At 73.0% G+C, this 18,685-nt stretch carries 14 protein-coding genes, 1 rRNA gene and 1 pseudogene; 8 read left to right on the top strand and 8 right to left on the bottom strand.

All coding sequences use genetic code 11. The annotated features are described in order from the left end of the window. The first annotated feature begins 160 nt into the window (after positions 1-160). Positions 161-277, top strand: a 5S ribosomal RNA gene (rrf, locus tag ACIGXM_RS12710). A 76-nt stretch (positions 278-353) separates the two neighbouring features. On the opposite strand, the pseudogene ACIGXM_RS12715 reads toward rrf, so the two are convergent. Both ACIGXM_RS12715 and ACIGXM_RS12720 read right to left on the bottom strand, forming a co-directional pair. Continuing rightward, positions 354-449, bottom strand: a pseudogene (locus ACIGXM_RS12715) (GNAT family N-acetyltransferase); the annotation flags it as partial. A 108-nt stretch (positions 450-557) separates the two neighbouring features. After that, complete coding sequence (locus ACIGXM_RS12720; RefSeq protein ID WP_396559914.1) at positions 558-1,352, bottom strand: VOC family protein; 795 nt, start codon at positions 1,350-1,352, stop codon at positions 558-560. 187 nt (positions 1,353-1,539) lie between these two features. Here ACIGXM_RS12720 and ACIGXM_RS12725 point away from each other — a divergent pair, with 187 nt between their 5' ends. The 3 genes from ACIGXM_RS12725 to ACIGXM_RS12735 all read left to right on the top strand — a co-directional run bounded on the left by ACIGXM_RS12725 (position 1,540) and on the right by ACIGXM_RS12735 (position 6,550). Next, positions 1,540-3,771 carry an ATP-dependent RecD-like DNA helicase gene (locus ACIGXM_RS12725; RefSeq protein WP_396559918.1) on the top strand — a complete coding sequence of 744 codons (2,232 nt, stop codon included), beginning with the start codon at positions 1,540-1,542 and terminating at the stop codon, positions 3,769-3,771. A gap of 178 nt (positions 3,772-3,949) precedes the next feature. Next, positions 3,950-5,305, top strand: a complete 1,356-nt coding sequence (locus ACIGXM_RS12730) for a citrate synthase (RefSeq protein ID WP_396559920.1) — start codon at positions 3,950-3,952, stop codon at positions 5,303-5,305. A 525-nt stretch (positions 5,306-5,830) separates the two neighbouring features. Next, positions 5,831-6,550: an SDR family NAD(P)-dependent oxidoreductase gene (locus ACIGXM_RS12735; RefSeq protein ID WP_396559922.1), complete on the top strand. Its 720-nt coding sequence runs from the start codon at positions 5,831-5,833 to the stop codon at positions 6,548-6,550. 34 nt (positions 6,551-6,584) lie between these two features. Here the strand turns inward: ACIGXM_RS12735 and ACIGXM_RS12740 are convergent, their stop codons facing one another. Continuing rightward, complete coding sequence (locus ACIGXM_RS12740) at positions 6,585-8,837, bottom strand: heavy metal translocating P-type ATPase (protein ID WP_396559924.1); 2,253 nt, start codon at positions 8,835-8,837, stop codon at positions 6,585-6,587. Between the two features lie 62 nt (positions 8,838-8,899). Next, positions 8,900-9,118, bottom strand: coding sequence for a heavy-metal-associated domain-containing protein (locus ACIGXM_RS12745; protein ID WP_396559926.1), 219 nt, complete (start codon positions 9,116-9,118; stop codon positions 8,900-8,902). A gap of 270 nt (positions 9,119-9,388) precedes the next feature. On the opposite strand from ACIGXM_RS12745, the gene ACIGXM_RS12750 reads away from it, so the two are divergent. Next, complete coding sequence (locus ACIGXM_RS12750) at positions 9,389-10,558, top strand: PP2C family protein-serine/threonine phosphatase (protein WP_396559928.1); 1,170 nt, start codon at positions 9,389-9,391, stop codon at positions 10,556-10,558. 12 nt (positions 10,559-10,570) lie between these two features. Here the strand turns inward: ACIGXM_RS12750 and dhaL are convergent, their stop codons facing one another. Further along, a complete protein-coding gene (gene dhaL, locus ACIGXM_RS12755) occupies positions 10,571-11,194 on the bottom strand; it encodes a dihydroxyacetone kinase subunit DhaL (RefSeq protein WP_396559930.1) in 624 nt (207 codons plus the stop codon). A gap of 26 nt (positions 11,195-11,220) precedes the next feature. Then, positions 11,221-12,216, bottom strand: a complete 996-nt coding sequence (gene dhaK / locus ACIGXM_RS12760; protein WP_396559932.1) for a dihydroxyacetone kinase subunit DhaK — start codon at positions 12,214-12,216, stop codon at positions 11,221-11,223. A gap of 131 nt (positions 12,217-12,347) precedes the next feature. Here dhaK and dhaM point away from each other — a divergent pair, with 131 nt between their 5' ends. Beyond that, entirely contained in the window at positions 12,348-12,740 is a 393-nt protein-coding gene (gene dhaM, locus ACIGXM_RS12765; protein ID WP_396559934.1) for a dihydroxyacetone kinase phosphoryl donor subunit DhaM, read from the top strand. A 31-nt stretch (positions 12,741-12,771) separates the two neighbouring features. Here dhaM and ACIGXM_RS12770 read toward each other — a convergent pair whose 3' ends face one another. Next, on the bottom strand, positions 12,772-14,484 hold the full coding sequence (locus tag ACIGXM_RS12770; RefSeq protein ID WP_396559936.1) for a bifunctional 3'-5' exonuclease/DNA polymerase: 1,713 nt from the start codon (positions 14,482-14,484) through the stop codon (positions 12,772-12,774). Between the two features lie 137 nt (positions 14,485-14,621). Between ACIGXM_RS12770 and ACIGXM_RS12775 the strand changes: the two genes are divergently transcribed. Continuing rightward, positions 14,622-16,649, top strand: coding sequence for a M3 family metallopeptidase (locus tag ACIGXM_RS12775; protein ID WP_396559938.1), 2,028 nt, complete (start codon positions 14,622-14,624; stop codon positions 16,647-16,649). 84 nt (positions 16,650-16,733) lie between these two features. Here the strand turns inward: ACIGXM_RS12775 and ACIGXM_RS12780 are convergent, their stop codons facing one another. Then, positions 16,734-17,468: a G1 family glutamic endopeptidase gene (locus ACIGXM_RS12780; protein ID WP_396559940.1), complete on the bottom strand. Its 735-nt coding sequence runs from the start codon at positions 17,466-17,468 to the stop codon at positions 16,734-16,736. 244 nt (positions 17,469-17,712) lie between these two features. Here ACIGXM_RS12780 and ACIGXM_RS12785 point away from each other — a divergent pair, with 244 nt between their 5' ends. Then, on the top strand, positions 17,713-18,681 hold the full coding sequence (locus ACIGXM_RS12785) for a helix-turn-helix domain-containing protein (RefSeq protein WP_396559942.1): 969 nt from the start codon (positions 17,713-17,715) through the stop codon (positions 18,679-18,681). The last annotated feature ends 4 nt before the right edge of the window (positions 18,682-18,685 follow it).

Here is an 18,685-nt window from a genome sequence, read left to right on the forward strand (position 1 = left end):
GGCTCCCAGTAGACGACTGGGTTGATAGGCCGGATGTGGAAGCCCTGTGAGGGGTGGAGCTGACCGGTACTAATAGGCCGAGGGCTTGTCCTCAGTTGCTCGCGTCCACTGTGTTGTTCTGAAACAACGACCCAACGGCGGGTCGACAGTTTCATAGTGTTTCGGTGGTCATAGCGTTAGGGAAACGCCCGGTTACATTCCGAACCCGGAAGCTAAGCCTTACAGCGCCGATGGTACTGCAGGGGGGACCCTGTGGGAGAGTAGGACGCCGCCGAACAATTTTTCTGAGAAGCCCCTTCCGGGAGACCGGGAGGGGCTTCTCGCATTTCCGGACCCGGACGGTCGAAGGCGGATCAGAGTGCCAGCTTGAATCCCACGTGGGAGGCCGTGAAACCGAGCCGTTCGTAGAAGCGGTGGGCGTCGGTGCGGCTCTGGTCCGAGGTGAGGCGCCCAGCGGGTCGGCGGCGAGCAGGGCCACGATGGCGGGAACGTCGGCCGGGGTCGCCGGACGGATCTCAAGGTCACTCATTCCGCCAGCCTAGGGACCGGCGCCGGGCTCAGGCGTCGGGGGCGGCGCTGGTGATGACCGAGAAGACCGCGCCGTGCGGGTCGGCCAGCTGGGCGAACCGGCCCACTCCGGGGGCGTCGACGGCCGGCGCCTGGAGGGTGCCGCCCAGCTCCTGGGCCCTGGCGACGGCCGCGTCGGCGTCCGCCACCTCGACGTACGGGAGCCAGTACGAGCCGCTGCCGGTGGCCGCTCGGTCCTCGGGCAGCAACTCGGCGATTCCGCCCTGGCTGGAGTTGGTCCCGCCGCCGGCCGGGGTGACCACGGTGTAGGTGAAGTCACCGAACGGGACGTCCTGCTCCAGCCAGCCGAAGACCGACCGGTAGAAGGTCTTGGCCGCGTCCGGGGCGCTGGTGTGCAGCTCGGTCCAGCAGAGCGTGCCGACCGAGGTGACCGCATCCAGGCCCGCTGTCCTGCCGGGCTGCCAGACCGCGAACCGCGCGCCGGTGGGATCGGTGTAGCCGGCCATCCGACCGTCGGTGAAGACGTCGAACGGGCCGAAGCGGACCGTCCCCCCGCTCTGTGTGACGACCTTGCTGGTCGCGTCGGCGTCCTCGGTGTGGAAGTAGAGCGTCCAGGCCGGCCTGGCGCCCTCTTCGGTGAGCGGGCCGATCGCGCCGACCGTCTGCTCGCCCAGCCGGAAGAAGCCGTAGCCGCCGGCGTTGGGCCCGGCGGAGGCGAAGGTCCAGCCGAACAGGCCGCCGTAGAAGTCCCGGGAGGCGCTGATGTCGGGGCTGCCGAGGTCGAGCCAGTTCGGCGCCCCGGGTACGAAGGTGGTGGTGAGCATGGTCGTCCGCTCCTTTGCGGGCCCCGCTCGCCGGTGGGCCGGGCAGGGCGTGGGAGTCTCCCTGCCATCGTGGGCCCTGCCGGAGTGGGTGACAATCGCGGCCCGCGCTGTCACCGGGGGACGGTACGGTGCGTAGCGGAAGCCCACGAGTGGGTGAGGGGCCCACGAGGGTACGAGGGAGGTCCGGATGGGCGGGCAGCAGCCGCAGGCACCGGTGCAGCGACAGCTCGCCCAGGTCGAGGGCGTGCTGGAGCGGATCACCTACGCCAACGAGGAGACCGGTTACACGGTCGCCCGGGTGGACACCGGCCGCGGCAGCAACGACCTGCTGACGGTGGTCGGCGCCCTGCTCGGCGCGCAGGTGGGCGAGTCGCTCCGGTTGCACGGGCGCTGGGGTTCGCACCCGCAGTACGGCAAGCAGTTCGTGGTGGAGAACTACACGACGGTGCTGCCGGCCACCATCCAGGGCATCCAGCGCTATCTCGGCTCGGGGCTGATCAAGGGCATCGGGCCGCGCTTCGCCGAGCGGATCGTCGGCCAGTTCGGGGCCGACACGCTGACCGTCATCGAGCAGGAGCCCAAACGGCTGATCGAGGTGCCCGGGCTGGGCCCCAAACGGACGAAGATGATCGCTGCCGCCTGGGAGGAGCAGAAGGCGATCAAGGAGGTGATGGTCTTCCTCCAAGGGGTCGGGGTCTCCACCTCGCTCGCGGTGCGGATCTACAAGAAGTACGGTGACAGCTCGATCGGGGTGGTGAAGAACGAGCCCTACCGGCTGGCGGCGGACGTCTGGGGCATCGGCTTCCTGACCGCCGACCGGATCGCCCAGGCGGTCGGGATCCCGCACGACAGCCCGGAGCGGGTCAAGGCCGGCCTGCAGTACGCCCTGTCGCAGAGCAGTGACCAGGGGCACTGCTACCTGCCCGAGGAGCGCCTGATCGCGGACGGGGTCAAGCTGCTCCAGGTCGACGTGGGCCTGGTGATCGACTGTCTGGCGGAGCTGGTGGCCGAGGAGGGGGTGGTCCGGGAGAGCCTGCCGGGGGAGGGCGGGGAGCCGATCACCGCGGTCTACCTGGTGCCGTTCCACCGGGCCGAGATCTCGCTGAGCAACCAGCTGCTGCGGCTGCTGCGGGCCGAGGACGACCGGCTGGCGGGCTTCACCGGAGTGGACTGGCCGAAGGCGCTCGGCTGGCTGGCCGAGCGGACCGGAGCGGAGCTGGCGCCCGAGCAGAAGCAGTCCGTCCAGCTGGCGTTGACGGAGAAGGTGGCGGTGCTGACGGGGGGTCCGGGCTGTGGCAAGTCCTTCACCGTCAAGTCGATCGTCACCCTGGCGCTGGCCAAGCGGGCCAAGGTGCTGCTGGCCGCGCCGACCGGCCGGGCGGCCAAGCGGCTGGCGGAGCTGACCGGCTGTGAGGCGTCGACCGTCCACCGCCTGCTGGAGCTGCGGCCGGGCGGTGAGGCGGCGTACGACCGGGACCGGCCGCTGGACGCCGACCTGGTGGTGGTCGACGAGGCGTCGATGCTGGATCTGATCCTGGCGAACAAGCTGGTCAAGGCGGTCGCGCCGGGCGCCCACCTGCTCTTCGTGGGGGACGTGGACCAGCTGCCGTCGGTGGGGGCCGGCGAGGTCCTGCGCGACCTGCTGGCGGACGGCGGGCCGATCCCCTCGGTCCGGCTCACCCGGATCTTCCGGCAGGCCCAGCAGTCCGGTGTGGTCACCAACGCCCACCGGATCAACGAGGGCCTGCCCCCGATCACCGACGGCCTGCCGGACTTCTTCCTCTTCGTCGAGGACGACACCGAGCGCGCGGCCGGGCTGGTGGTGGACGTGGTGGCGCGCCGGATCCCGCAGCGGTTCCGGCTCGACCCGCGCCGGGACGTCCAGGTGCTGGCGCCGATGCACCGTGGCCCGGCCGGCGCCGGCAACCTCAACACGCTGCTGCAGGCCGCCGTCACGCCGGGCCGGGAGGGGTTGGCGGAGCGCCGGTTCGGCGGCCGGACGTTCCGGGTCGGCGACAAGGTGACCCAGATCCGGAACAACTACGAGAAGGGGCGGAACGGCGTGTTCAACGGCACGGTCGGTGTGGTGACGGCACTGAGCGTGGACGACCAGCGACTCACCGTGCTCACCGACGAGGACGAGGAGGTGCCGTACGACTTCGACGAGCTGGACGAGCTGGCCCACGCGTACGCCGTCACCATCCATCGATCGCAGGGCAGCGAGTACCCGGCAGTAGTGATTCCCGTCACCACCTCGGCCTGGACCATGCTCCAGCGCAACCTGCTCTACACCGCGGTGACCCGGGCCAAGAAGCTGGTCGTACTGGTCGGATCCCGCAAGGCGATCGGCCAGGCGGTGCGTACCGTCAGCGCCGGCCGGCGGCACTCCGGACTGGACCACCGGCTGTCGAGGGGATGATCCGCCGAGGACCGAATCGGAGCCCGGGTCCGGACAGGGGTATCTTGACGTGAAGAAATTGATGGACCAGCCTAGTCTTGGCTGATCTTGTCCGGTTCTGATCGGTCGAGACGACGGCTTTTGTAGAACACGGCTCTTTCGGGCCACCCCGGGTGCGTGACGGTCCTCCGGATGGGGGATGGTGGGGAGCGTCAGGACACCTTGGAAGCGGAATCATTTCGTCGGTGAGGAACACGTGAGCGAGAACAGTCAGGACGCTGTAGTACTGCGGTACCAGGGCGGCGAGTACGAGTACCCCGTCGTCGCGAGCACTGCGGGCAACGCCGGCTTCGACATCTCGAAGCTGCTCCCGCAGACCGGCCTGGTCACGTTGGACAACGGCTTCGGCAACACCGCTGCCTACAAGTCCGCGATCACCTTCGTGGACGGCGACAACGGCATCCTGCGCTACCGCGGCTACCCGATCGAGCAGCTGGCGGAGCGGGGCAGCTTCATCGAGACCGCCTACCTCCTGATCAACGGCGAGCTGCCGACCCCCGACCAGCTGGCGGAGTTCAGCAACGAGATCACCCAGCACACCCTGCTGCACGAGGACGTCAAGCGGTTCTTCGGCGGTTTCCCGCGGGACGCCCACCCGATGGCGATGCTCTCCTCGGTGGTCGGCGCGCTGTCGACCTTCTACCAGGACAGCCACAACCCGTTCGACGCGGCCCAGCGCCACCTGTCGACCGTCCGGCTGCTGGCCAAGCTCCCGACCATCGCCGCGTACGCGTACAAGAAGTCGGTCGGCCAGCCGTTCGTCTACCCGCGCAACGACCTGAGCTACGTCGAGAACTTCCTGCGGATGACCTTCGCCGTCCCGGCGGCGGACTACGAGCTCAACCCGGTGATCGTCAACGCGCTGGACAAGCTGCTGATCCTGCACGCGGACCACGAGCAGAACTGCTCGACCTCCACCGTGCGCCTGGTCGGCTCCAGCCACGCCAACCAGTTCGCCTCGATCTCGGCCGGCATCTCGGCGCTCTGGGGCCCGCTGCACGGCGGCGCCAACCAGGCCGTGCTGGAGATGCTGGAGCAGATCCAGAAGGACGGCGGCGACGTCGACGCCTTCATCCGCAAGGTGAAGAACCGCGAGGACGGCGTCAAGCTGATGGGCTTCGGCCACCGTGTGTACAAGGCCTTCGACCCGCGCGCCGCGCTGGTCAAGGGCCTGGCGCACGACGTGCTGGCCCAGCTGGGCAAGTCGGACGAGCTGCTGGAGATCGCGCTCAAGCTCGAGGAGCACGCGCTCAACGACGACTTCTTCATCTCCCGCAAGCTGTACCCGAACGTCGACTTCTACACCGGCCTGATCTACCGCGCGATGGGCTTCCCGACCAGCATGTTCACCGTGCTGTTCGCACTCGGCCGGCTCCCCGGCTGGATCGCCCACTGGCACGAGATGATCAACGACCCGGGCAGCCGCATCGGCCGTCCGCGCCAGATCTACACCGGCACCGCGATCCGCGACTACGTCGCCCTCGACAAGCGCTGAGCCGGCTCGCCAGAGCCGACGGGCCCCGCTGCGTCACGCAGCGGGGCCCGTTCGCGTACGGGTGGCCGGGGCGCCGGAGAGGGGGGTCGGCCGGAAAACGGCCGGAAGAGGAGTGGCGCACGACGCCCAGGGAGTGGGGCGAGGCCGGGAACGGCCGCTCAAAGCGTCCCCGGTCAAGCCGCTCCCCGGCGCCGTGCGCGAGGCCGTCGCGGGCGACGGCCGTCCCGGGGCCCGCCGGAGCCCCATCGGTGGTGACGACCGCAGGTGTGCGGAGCCCCGCGAGGGGGTTCGCCGCACGATGCCGTTCCGCGGACACCGACCACACTTCACAAGGTAAGACGTATCAGCCCCGGCAAAGTTACGTTTCCACAGTGTGAGTTGGCTCTCGCTACGATCCGTGGACGAACGGTCATCCTGTCCATATCACACGCTCGCCCCAGCACAGCGTCACCCTCCCCGCAGCAGTGGCAACCCAGCGTGATAGGAATCGTGTCATTCCGGTACGGACAGGGCGGGAGTATGCAGATGGCCAGGAACGTTGTCGTCACCGGCGGGGGCACCGGCATCGGCTTCGAGATCGCCCGGCGCTTCGCCGAGGCGGGCGAGCGGGTGGTGATCGTCGGCCGGCGACGCGCCGTGCTGGACGAGGCCGCCGCGACCCTCGGCCCGACCGTCACCCCCCTGGTCTGCGACCTGGCCGATCCGGACGCGGTGGAGGCGGCCCTGAAGGTGCTGCCGGCCCGGATCGACGTCCTGGTCAACAACGCCGGCAGCCGGGAGACCGGCTTCGGGGCCGGCCCGCACGCCCTGCTGGCCCGCTGGCGCGGTGACTTCGAGCGGAACGTGCTGACCGCGGTGCTGCTCACCGAGTCGGTCCGGGACCGGCTCACCCCCGGTGAGGGAAGGGTGATCACCATCAGCTCGATCGCCGCGCTGCGCGGGGCGGGCTCCTTCGGTGCCTCCAAGGCCTCGCTGCACGCCTGGAACCACTTCCTGGCCGCCCAGCTCGGCCCGTCCGGGATCACCGCCAACATCGTCGCGCCCGGCACGGTCGCCGGGACGGAGTTCTTCGGCCCCCGGCTGGACCACGCGGAGGTCGCCCGGCGAGCGTCCCGCACCCTGCTGGGCCGGATCGGCGAGACCGGCGAGGTGGCGGCGGCGGTCTGCTTCCTGGCCTCCGCCGAGGCCGGCTTCATCACCGGCGAGATCCTGCACTGCAACGGCGGGGAGCTGCTCGGCCGGTAGGCCGATCGGACCTCCGGCCGGGCCCTCGGGCTCCTCAGGCGCCGAAGCGGCGCAGGCGCAGGCTGTTGGTGACCACGAAGACCGAGGAGAAGGCCATCGTGGCGCCCGCCACCATCGGGTTGAGCAGCCCGGAGGCGGCCAGCGGGATCGCCGCGACGTTGTACGCGAAGGCCCAGAACAGGTTGCCCCTGATGGTGGTCAGGGTCCGCCGGGAGAGCCGGATCGCCTCGGCCGCCGAGCGCAGGTCGCCGCGGACCAGGGTCAGGTCGCCGGCCTCGATCGCCGCGTCGGTGCCGGTGCCCATCGCGAGGCCCAGGTCGGCCTGGGCCAGCGCGGCCGCGTCGTTCACCCCGTCGCCGACCATCGCCACCGTGCGGCCCTCGGCCTGCAACCGCCGGACGGTGGCCACCTTCTGCTCGGGCAGCACCTCGGCGATCACGTCCGCCGGCGCGATGCCGACCTCGGCCGCCACGCTCTCGGCGGCCGCCCGGTTGTCGCCGGTCAGCAGCACCGGGTGCAGGCCGAGCGCGCGCAGCTCGTGGACCGCCTCGGCGCTGCCGGGCTTGACGGTGTCGGCGACCACCAGGATCGCCCGGGCCGTGCCGTCCCAGCCGACCGCGACGGCGGTCCGGCCGGCCGCCTCGGCCGCCGCCCTGGCCGCGGCCAGGCCGCCGGGCAGTGGCTGCGCCGAGTCCGCCAGCAGCTCGGCCCGGCCGACCAGCACCTGGTGGCCGTCCACCCGGCCGCGCACCCCGCGTCCGGGGAGGCTCTCGAAGCCCTCGACGCCGGGCAGGGCACCGACCAACTCGGCGGCGGCGGCGATGGCGGTGCCGATCGGGTGCTCGGAGGCGTGCTCCAGCGCGCCGGCCAGCCGCAGCGCCTGCTCCTCGGTGACGCCCTCGGCGGTGTGCACGGCGGTCAGCGCCATCCGGCCGGTGGTCACCGTGCCGGTCTTGTCCAGCACGACGGTGTCCACCCGCCGGGTGCTCTCCAGCACCGCGGGGCCCTTGATCAGGATGCCCAGCTGGGCGCCACGACCGGTGCCGACCATCAGCGCGGTCGGGGTGGCCAGGCCGAGCGCGCACGGGCAGGCGATGATCAGCACCGCGACGGCGGCGGTGAACGCCTCGGTCGCGCTGCCGGAGAAGCACAGCCAGCCGACCAGGGTGCCCAGCGCGATCAGGATCACCACCGGGACGAAGACCGCGGAGATCCGGTCGGCCAGCCGCTGCGCCGCCGCCTTGCCGTTCTGCGCCTCCTCGACCAGCCTGGCGATCCGGGCCAGCTGGGTGTCCGCGCCGACCCGGCTCGCCTCGACCACCAGCCGGCCGCCGGCGTTGACGGTGGCGCCGGTCACCTGGTCGCCGACCGTGACCTCCACCGGGACCGCCTCGCCGGTCAGCATGGAGGCGTCCACCGCCGAGGCGCCCTCGACCACCACGCCGTCGGTGGCGATCTTCTCGCCGGGACGGACCACGAAGCGGGCGCCGACGGTCAGTTCGGCGACCGGGAGCCGGACCTCGCGGCCGTCCCGCAGCACCGCGACCTCCTTGGCGCCCAGGTCGAGCAGGGCGCGCAGGGCGGCGCCGGCCCGCCGCTTGGAGCGGGCCTCCAGCCAGCGGCCGAGCAGGATCAGGGTGGTGACCCCGGCGGCGGTCTCCAGGTAGAGCGCGGAGGCGGCGTCGCCGCGGCCGACCGTGAGCGAGAACGCGTGCCGCATGCCCGGCCGGCCGGCGTCGCCGAGGAAGAGCGCCCAGAGTGACCAGCCGAAGGCGGCCAGCGTGCCGAGTGAGACCAGGGTGTCCATGGTGGCGGCGCGGTGGCGCAGGTTGGTCCAGGCGGCTCGGTGGAACGGCAGGCCGCCGTGCACCACGACCGGCCCGGTCAGTGCGAAGGCCAGCCACTGCCAGAAGGTGAACTGCAGCGCGGGCACCATCGAGAGGAGCACCACGGGCACCGTGAGCGCGGCACTGACCAGGAGTCGTGAGCGCAGCGCGGCGTCGGGTTCGGCGGCCGGCCCGGGCGCCGGCTCGGCGGGCGGCGGGGGCAGCTCGGCGGAGTAGCCGAGGCGTTCCACGGTGGCGATCAGGTCGGTGGCCGAGAGGTCCGGACCGTGGTCGATCCGGGCCTTGCCGGTGGCGAAGTTCACGCTGGCCGTGACGCCGTCCAGCCGGTTGAGCTTCTTCTCGATCCGGGCCGCGCAGGAGGCGCAGGTCATGCCGCCGATCGAGAGTTCCACCCGGTCCTGAAGAGTCGGGCCGGCTATGCCTGGGGGGACGGTGCTCATCAGTTGCGCTCCTTGGTCACAGGGGTCGGGGGCGGGTCGGGCGGCCCGCCCCCGCGCCGGGCTCAGGCCGCCCGGCCCACGAGCTCGTAGCCGGCCTCGTCGACGGCCGCGCGGACGGCGTCGTCGTCGAGCGGGCGCTCGGAGGAGACCGTGACCGTGCCGGCCTTGGCGTCCGCGGCGACCTGGAGGACCCCGCTGAGCTCGGAGATCTCGGCGCTCACCGACTTCTCGCAGTGGCCGCAGCTCATGCCGGTGACGGTGTAGACGGTGGTGCTGGACATCGGGCCTCCGAAGGTGAGCGGCGCCGAACGGCGGCGCCTGCGCGGTCGACAACACGATACCCCCTAGGGGTATTCCACAAGGGTGCTGATTTCCGGAATCGGGACGTGGCCCTGGTCACCAGCTGCTAGCAGACAGTAGTCTCATCTGTACCGTGCGTCGGACCTGGCGCTCCCGTGCTGCCCGGAACGGGTCAATGATCGCGGAGCGTGATCGGAAACCCCGGCTCCGGTGCACGGGCAACCGGGCGGCCTGTCCGTAGTGTTCGCCTCGTGTCCCGTCTGCACCGCATCGTCGACGCCCTCGCGCCCGCCCCGACCGGACTGCCCCGCGGACGCCGGCGCCGCGCGCTGCGCGTCGTCGACCTGCGGGACATCTCCTGGCGGCGGCGGGCGGCGCCGGCGCTGCTGGCGACCGTCGGGGTGGTGATCGCCGACCTGTCCACCGGCCACGACCGGTACCTGGCGCCGCTGATGATGGTGGTCCCGCCGGTCGCGGCGCTCACCCTGTCGGCGGCCGGGGTGCTGGCGGTCTGCGCGGTCGGCCTGGCGGCGCTGATCGGGCTCAACCACTACGACAACGTCACCGCCGTGCACGACGAGCGCTTCCTCTTCGGCTCGATGATCACCTACGCCGTGTTGACGCTGTTCAGCGCCGTCGTCGCGGAGATCCGGATGCGCCGGGCGGCGGCCTTCGCCGCGGTGAGCTCGGTGGCGGAGGCGGCCCAGCGGGCGCTGCTGCGCCAGCCGGGCCCGGAGGTCGGCCCGCTGCGGCTCGCGGTGCGCTACGCCTCCGCCGCGGACGAGGCGCGGATCGGCGGCGACCTGTACGCGGCGCTGGACACCCCGCACGGCACCCGGGTGCTGGTCGGCGACGTCCGCGGCAAGGGGCTGGAGGCGGTGCAGACGGCGGCCGTGGTGCTCGGGGCGTTCCGCGAGGCGGCGTACGACGAGGCCGGCCTGCACGGGGTCGCGGCGCGGATCGAGGCCAGCATCGAACGGCACGTGCCGGACGGGGAGTTCACCACCGCGCTGTTCGCCGAGTTCCGGGCGCCCGAGGTGGTGCGACTGCTGCACTACGGGCACGTGCCGCCGCTGCGGGTGGCGGCGGACGGTACGGTCACCGTGCTGGTCGCGCCCGACCCCTGGGTGCCGCTCGGGCTGGGCCGGCTGGCGGCGGGGGAGCCGCGGAGCTGGGACCTGCCGTTCGGCGCCAGCGACGTGATGGTGCTCTGCACCGACGGGGTGGTCGAGGCGCGGCACCGGTCGACCGGTCGCTTCTACCCGCTGGAGCGGCGGATCGGGCCGTTGGTGGCGGGGGCCGGCGGATCGGCCGCCGAGCTGGAGGCGGCGGTCGCCCGGGTCTACGCCGACCTGCTCGCGCACACCGGCGGGGAGCTGAAGGACGACGCGCTGCTGCTGCTGGTCAGCCGAGCGGACTGAGCGGACCGGGCCTCAGCGGGCCACCTCGGCCAGCGCGCGGAAGATCAGCGCCGTGGAGGTGGCGCCCGGGTCCTGGTGGCCGACGCTGCGCGGGCCGAGGTAGGAGGCGCGGCCCTTGCGGGCCTGCATCGGGATGGTGGCCCGGGCCCCCCGCTCGGCCGCCTCGGCGGCCAGCGCGGCGGCCTCGCGGAGCGTGAAGCCGTCCTCGGCGGCCCGTTCCAGGGCGGCCACCGCGGGTTCGAAGGCGTCCACCATGGTCTTGTCACCGGGGGCGGCACCGCCGAGCTGGCAGACCTTGGTCAGGCCGGCCCGCAGCGCGCCGGCCAGCCCGTCCAGGTCGGCCGAGGGCACCGGGAACGCGGCGCCGGCGGCACGCAGGGCGCCGCCGTAGAGCGGGCCGGAGGCGCCGCCGACCTTGGAGAGCAGGGTGGTCCCGGCGGCGCTGAGCACGGCGCCGGCGCTCTGACCTGCCGGCAGCTTGTCGAGCGCCTCGGTCACGGCGGCGAAGCCGCGGCGCAGGTTGGTGCCGTGGTCGCCGTCGCCGATCGCGGCGTCCAGCTCACTCAGCTGCTCGTGCTGCCGTTCGACCGCCGCGGCGGCGGCGCGCAGCCAGGCGAGTGCGGTGGCGGTGTCCATCGGGGACCTCCTCGGGGCCGGTGCGGTCAGGGCCGGTGCAGGGCCGGGGTGCTGACCGGCGCGTCCCACAGCTCCAGCAGCTCGGGATCGGCCTTGGTGACGGTGAGCGAGAAGCCGGCCATGTCCAGGCTGGTGACGAAGTTGCCGACCAGGTTGCGGACGATCCGGATGCCGCGTTCGGCGAGCCGGGCGGCCACCTCGCCGTAGACCACGTACAGCTCGATCAGCGGGGTCGCGCCCATGCCGTTGACCAGCACGATGGCCTGGTCGCCGGTGGTCAGGGGGTGGTCGGCGAGCACGGTGTCCACCACCTCGGCGACCAGCTCGTGGGCCGGGCGGATCGGCTCGCGGCGGCGGCCCGGCTCACCGTGGATGCCCACCCCGACCTCGATCATGTCCGCCGGCAGGTCGAAGCCGGGCTTGCCGGCCGCCGGGACGGTCGCCGCGCCGAGCGCGACGGCGAAGGAGCGCGAGGCGGCGTTGGCCCGCTCGCCGATCGAGGCCACCTCGGCGGCGCTCGCGCCGCGCTCGGCCAGCGCGCCGGTGACCTTCTCCACCACCACCGTCGCCCCGGTGCCACGGCGGCCCGCGGTGTAGGTGGAGTCCTCGACCGCGACGTCGTCGTTGACCAGCACGGTGCGGACCTCGATGCCCTGTTCGGCGGCCAGCTCGCCGGCGATCTCGAAGTTCAGCACGTCGCCGGTGTAGTTCTTCACCACGAAGACCACGCCGGCGCCGCCGTGGGCGGCCCGCGCGGCAGCCAGCAGCTGGTCCGGCACGGGGGAGGTGAAGACCTCGCCGGGGCAGGCCGCGGACAGCATCCCGGGGCCGACGAAGCCCACGTGCAGCGGCTCGTGCCCGGAACCGCCACCGGAGATCACCGCGACCTTGCCCGGCTGCGGCCCGCCGGCCCGCAGCACCACCCGGGCCTCCAGATCGACCGCCAACTCGGGGTGGGCGGCGGCGAGTCCGGTCAGGGCGTCGACGAGCACGGTGTCCGGGCTGTTGATGAGCTTCTTCACGCTGCGTCTCCGGTGGGGGCGGGCGGACGGGCCTGCCCAGACGCTAACCCACCGGGCGGGCTTTCCGGACGCGTTCACCGGGACGTGGCGTGGCGGGCGGCCCCGACGTGGGCGCCCTAGACTCACTGAACATGACAGCACCGGTGGGAATCGTCCTGGTCTCGCACAGCCCGTTGCTCGCTTCCGGACTGCGCGAGCTGACCGGCCAACTCAGCGGCGGTGGGGTGCCGGTGGCGGTCGCGGCAGGGGACGTCGGGGGTGGGATCGGGACCAGCGCCGAGCTGGTCGCGGCCGCGCTGGAGCAGGCGGACCGGGGGGCCGGGGTGCTGGTGCTCGCCGACCTGGGCAGCGCGGTGCTGACCGCCCGGGCCGTGCTGGCCGACCTCGACCGGCCCGAACTGCTGCTGGTGGACGCGCCGTTCGTGGAGGGCGCGGTGGCCGCGGTGGTCACCGCCTCGACCGGGGCCGAGCTGGCGGAGGTCGCCCGGCAGGCCGAGGAGGCCTGGCAAGCCCGGAAGTTGTGACGGGCAGCCGACAACCCCGCGGTGCGTCAGGTCACTTGGCGTCGGCGTAGCACTCCACCACGGCGGTGCTCAGTGGGAACCGCACCGGGGAGTCACCGAAGACCAGCCGGCCGGCCTCCACGGCGGACTCGGCGACCGCGCCCGCCACCTCCTCCGCCAGAGCGGCCGGGGTGTGCACCACGACCTCGTCGTGTTGGAAGAAGACCAGGTGTGGCCGGCCGGCGGGGGCGTCGTCCAGTGCGAGCAGCCGCCGGCGCAGCGCGGCGAGCAAGGCCAGCGCCCAGTCGGCCGCGCTGGCCTGGATCACGAAGTTGCGGGTGAAGCGGCCGCGGGCGCGGGCCGAGCGACCGGCCGGGTCGGCACCCTCGGCCCCCGGCCCGGCCGCCTCGGTCAGGTCCAGCCAGGCCGCGGACGGCGGTGGGCAGCTGCGGCCGAGCCGGGAGCGGACGATCCCGCCCTCCTCCCCGGTCCGGGCGGCCGCCTCGACGTACCCCATGGCCTGCGGATAGCGGCGGCGCAGGGTGGCCAGCAGGATGCCGATGTCGCCGCTGGTCTGCCCGTACATCGCGCCGAGCAGCCCGAGCTTGGCCTTCTCCCGGTCGCCCTGGAAGGCGGTGGCGGCCAGCGCCTGGTAGAGGTCGCCGCCGGCCGCCGTGCGGGCCAGCCCCACGTCGCCGGAGAGCGCGGCGAGCACCCGCGGCTCCAGCTGGGCCGCGTCGGCCACCACCAGCCGCCAGCCCGGATCGGCGACCACCGCGCCACGCAGGATCCGTGGGATCTGCAGCGCTCCGCCGCCCCGGCTGGCCCAGCGGCCGGAGACCACGCCGCCGACCACGTACTCCGGCCGGAACCGGCCGCCGCGGACCCAGGCCTCCTGCCAGGCCCAGCCGTGCGCGGTGTGGATCCGGGCCAGCTCCTTGTAGCGGATCACCAGCTCGGCGGCCGGATGGTCGACCTGGCGCAGCTCCCAGGAACGGGTGGAGGTCAGCGGGATGCCCCGCTCGGCGAAGGCGCGCAGCACCTGGGTGTGCGAGTCGGGGTTGAACGGCCGCCCGCCGAGCGCCTGTTGGAGCTGCTCGGCGAGCGCGGCGAGCCGGGTGGGCCGGGCGCCGGGGACGCTCGGCCGGGGGCCGAGCAACTCGGCGAGCAGCGCGTCGTGCACCTCGGTGCGCCAGGGCAGGCCGTCGTGCGCCATCTCGGCGGCGGCCAGCGCGCCGGCCGACTCGGCGGCGGCCAGCAGCCGGAAGCGGGACCGTTCGGCCTCGCCCTCGATCGCCCGCAGCCGGCGCTGCTGGTCGGCGTGGACGGCCAGCACGGCGGTCAGCGGGTCGGTGCCGGGCGGCAGTTGCAGCCGGTCGGGGGCGAACAGGGTGTCCTGGTCGTCGGTGGGGCCGGCCTCGGGCAGGTCGTCCGGCACCGGCAGGCCCCGCAGCCGGGCCCAGGCGGCCCCGAGCGAGCGGGGCTGCCCGAAGCGGTCCTCGTGGCCCAGCAGCAGGCCCTCGACCAGCCGCAGGTCATGGCAGCGGCCGAGCCGGTGCGGCAGCCGGGGCAGCAACGGGACGTACCCGGAGTCGGCGGTGGCCCAGACCCAGCGCGGGTGTTCGGCGGCCTCCAGCTCGGCGACCGCGGCGGCCAGGTCGGCGACGGTGCGCGGGCCGCCGAGCGGGGCGCCGTCCTCGGAGAGGCGGTGCAGTCGGCCGCCGGGGCCGTGCGGGTCCGCGACGAGGGCGATCCGGGGTGCCATGGCGGCCTCCTCTCGGGGCAGGTGAGCTCGGATGTCAGTGCGACCGTAGCGGGTCGGACCGACAGCGCGCGTCCGGCGCGTCGGGGCACGCTCCCCGCGCCCTTGCGGCCCGGCGGGCGGCGCGTAGGGTCAGCGGAATGACGCAGAACCCGTTTCTGACCCCCAGCCCGCTGCCCTACCAGCTGCCGCCCTTCGCGGAGATCCGCGAGGAGCACTACCGTCCGGCGCTGGAACAGGGCATGGCCGAGCAGCTGGCGGAGATCGCGGCGATCACCGGTGGCGGTGCCCCGCCGACGTTCGAGAACACCCTGGTCGCGTTGGAGCGCACCGGCAGCCTGCTGGAGCGGGTGCTGGTGGTGTTCGACAACCAGAGTTCGGCCCACACCAACCCGGTGGTGCAGGAGCTGGAGGCCGAGTTCCGGCCGCGGCTGGCCGCGCACAGCGACGCGATCCACCTGGACGCCGCGCTCTTCGCCCGGATCGAGGCGGTCCACGCCCGGCGCGACGAGCTGGACCTGGACCCGGAGTCGCGCCGCTTGCTGGAGCGCCGCCACGACCAGTTCGTCCGGGCCGGCGCCCGGCTGTCCGCCGCCGACCAGCAGCGGCTGCGCGAGCTGAACACCGAGACCGCCAAGGTCTCCAGCCTCTTCGAGCGGAACATCTTCGAGGCCAACCAGGCCGGCGCCGTGGTGCTCGAGCGGGCCGAGCAGCTGGCCGGGCTGTCGCCCGACGCGATCGCCGCCGCGGCCGAGAACGGTCGGGCGCTCGGCCGGGACGGCACGTACGTGCTGAGCCTGAAGAGCTTCTCCAACCAGAGCGAGCTGGCCTGGCTGACCGACCGCGAGGTGCGCCGCCGGCTGCTGACGGCCTCGCTGGACCGGGCCACCGGGAGCAACGGCCCGCTGGCCGCCCGGCTGGCCGAGCTGCGAGCCGAGCGGGCCGCGCTGTTCGGGTACCCGAGCCACGCCGCCTACGTGGTGGCCGACCAGACCGCCGGCAGCACCGACGCCGTCGAGCAGCTCTTCGCCCGGCTGATCCCGGCCGCGGTGGCCAACGCCGAGCGGGAGGCCGAGCAGTTGGTCCGGGCCGCCGCGGCGGACGGTGTCGAGGACTTCGCGGCACACGACTGGGCCTACTACGCGGAACAGGTCCGCAAGGCCGAGTACGACCTGGACACCACCGCGCTGCGGCCGTACCACGAGCTGGAACGGGTGCTGCACGACGGCGTGTTCCGCGCCGCCGGCCTGCTCTACGGGCTGACCTTCCGGGAGCGCGCGGACCTGGTCGGCTTCCACCCCGACACCCGGGTCTTCGAGGTCTTCGAGGCGGACGGCCGCCCGCTCGGCCTCTTCCTCGGCGACTTCCACGCCCGGTCGTCCAAGCGCGGCGGGGCCTGGATGGACGAACTGGTCGGCCAGGCCGGCCTGTTCGACCGGCGGCCGGTGGTCTTCAACGTCCTCAACATCGCCAAGCCGGCCCCCGGCGAGCCGGTGCTGCTCACCATGGACGAAGTCCGCACGCTCTTCCACGAGTTCGGGCACGCGCTGCACGGCCTCTGCTCGGACGTGCGCTATCCGATGCTGGCCGGCACCCGGGTGCCCCGCGACTTCGTGGAGTTCCCCTCGCAGGTCAACGAGGTGTGGGCGAGCTGGCCGCAGGTGCGGGCCGAGTACGCCAGGCACCACGTGACCGGGGAGCCGCTGCCGGCCGAGCTGGTCGAGCGACTGGAGGCGGCGGAGCACTTCGGCCAGGGCTTCCGGACCGTGGAGTACCTGGCGGCGGCCGTGCTGGACTGGGCCTGGCACAGCCTGCCGGCCGGCCAACGGGTCGACGACGCCGAGGAGTTCGAGGCCCAGGTGCTGAAGGAGGCCGGTCTCGCGGTGCCCGGTGTGCCGCCGCGCTACCGGACCGGCTACTTCAACCACGTCTTCGTCGGTGGCTACAGCGCGGGCTACTACGCCTACATCTGGTCGGAGGTGCTGGACGCCGACACGGTGGAGTGGTTCCGCGGCAACGGGCTCGAACTGCGCGAGAGCGGCGAGCTGTTCCGCCGCGAGCTGCTCTCCCGCGGTGACAGCGTGCCCGCGCTGGACGCGTTCCGCGCGGTGCTCGGCCGCGACCCCGACACCGCGCCACTGCTGGCGCGGCGCGGGCTGGCCGGCTGAGCGCCGGTGGTGGTGTGCCGGTGCGCCGCGGGAGTGGGTTCACCCGCGGGGCACCGGCCGATCGGGGGCGTCGCCGGGCAGGCCCTAGAAGCCGCCGTTGCCGGCGGGCACGATGGAGAACGCGCCGTTCTGCAGCGGGGTCTCGGTGTACTGGCCGCTGTCGATGGCCTGCGGGTTGGAGTTGTCGAAGACCTGGTCGTTCACGGTGAGGTTGGAGAAGTCCAGCTTGTTGAAGGACGGGTAGCTCTGGCTCGGCGACTCGATGACGGCCTCGGCGCTGACGTTCTGGGCGTCCAGGTACTGCTGGGTGTTCTGGGTCCAGCCCTGGGTGGTGTCGGTCAGGGTGAGGGTGTAGTTGCCGCTGCCGTCGGTGGTCACGCTGGCGTTGAAGACGTCACCTGCGTTCACCTGGCCGCCCCAGTACACCGGTGCCGCCGGGTACATCTCGTACCAGCCCGAGTAGACCGGGGAGCCACTCGAGCAGTCCACCTGGACGCCGGTCTGCTCGACGGTCTGCGAGCCGTAGCCGTCGATGCCGATCCACGGCGCGAACAGGTCGTTGCTGGTGTTGCACTGGACCTGCGGCATGGTCCAGGAGCCCGATATGGACTGGAAGTTGCTGCCCTGGGCGATGTAGCCGCCCCAGTTGCTGCCGCCGTCGAAACGGTGGTGCGACGGGTTGCCGTACCGGAAGTGGCCGGCCGCGGCGTGGGTGGCGGTGGGGGTGGCGGCGCTCGCGGGGGCGGCGAGGGCGAAGCCGGAGACGGTGAGCAGCGCGGCGAGTGCGGCCGGGACGGCCTTGGCGCGAAACGTGGACATGGGGGACTCCTTGGGGTGGGCGCGGCTTGGGGGCGCACCCGATGGGGGAGCGCGCCGCCGGGTGGGGCCGACGGCGCGCGGGAGTGATGCGGCTCAGCGTGCGGTCAGTGGCCGACCCGCAGGAAGGTGGGGGAACAGGCCGGAACGCGACATGGCGGAAACATGTCATTTCGCCAATCCCTTGATTTCCGTTCGACGGTGCACCACAGTCGGGCGGAACGACGCTGGACAGGGGAGGTGCGGCGTGCCCGAGCAGCGGACCGGGCGGTTCGGCGGACTGGGCCTGACCGCCGACCAGGAACTGCTCTACCTCCATCTGCTGAGCGCGCCGAGCGGTACCGCGCAGCAGCTGGGCGCGGCGCTCGGGGTCGGCACCGACCGCGCGGTCACCGCGCTGGAGGGGCTGGCCGACTGCGGGCTGCTCGAACGGCCGGGCACGGCCGGCCCGGTGTGGAGCGTCGCGGCCCCCGACGTCGCGCTGGAGGAGCTGCTGCTGCGGCGTGAGGTCGAACTGCGCCGCACCCGTGGCCGGATCAACGAGCTGATGCGCAACTACCGCAGCTCCCGGCCGGCCTCCTCGGCCGGCGAGCTGGTCGAGGTGATCACCGGCCGGGACTCCGTCGCCGAACTCTGGCGGACCCTCCAGCTCGGCGTCCGGACCCAGCTGCGGATACTCGACAAGCCGCCGTACATCCGGCGCTCGGACCCGGAGTTGGAGCTCGCCGCGCTGGCCCGCGGGGTGCAGATACGGGCGGTCTACGAGAGCCGGGTGTTGCGCGAAGCCGAGCGGATGGCCGAGATCCGGACCTTCGCCGAGGCCGGCGAGCAGGCCCGGGTGCTGCCCGAACTGCCGCTCAAGCTGGCGGTGGTGGACGACCGGTGGGCGCTGCTGCCGGTCAGCGCCGGCACCGAGCTGCAGAGCGTGCTGCTGGTCCGGCCGTCCTCGCTGCTGGCGGCGCTGACCGGGCTGTTCGAGCTGTACTGGTCACGGGCGATGAGGTTGCCCGCGCCCGACTCGGCGCAGCCCCCGCAGGACCGGCACGGCCAGCTGTTGGCACTGCTGGCCGCCGGGCTGACCGACGAGAGCATCGCCCGGCAGCTGGGAGTCTCCACCCGGACCGTGCAGCGCTGGGTACGGGAGCTGATGGACCGCTTCGGCGCGCGGACCCGGTTCCAGGCCGGCATCCAGGCGGCCCGGGCGGACCTGCTCTGACCGG

Source organism: Kitasatospora sp. NPDC052896, from assembly GCF_044547075.1.
Lineage (GTDB): Bacteria > Actinomycetota > Actinomycetes > Streptomycetales > Streptomycetaceae > Kitasatospora.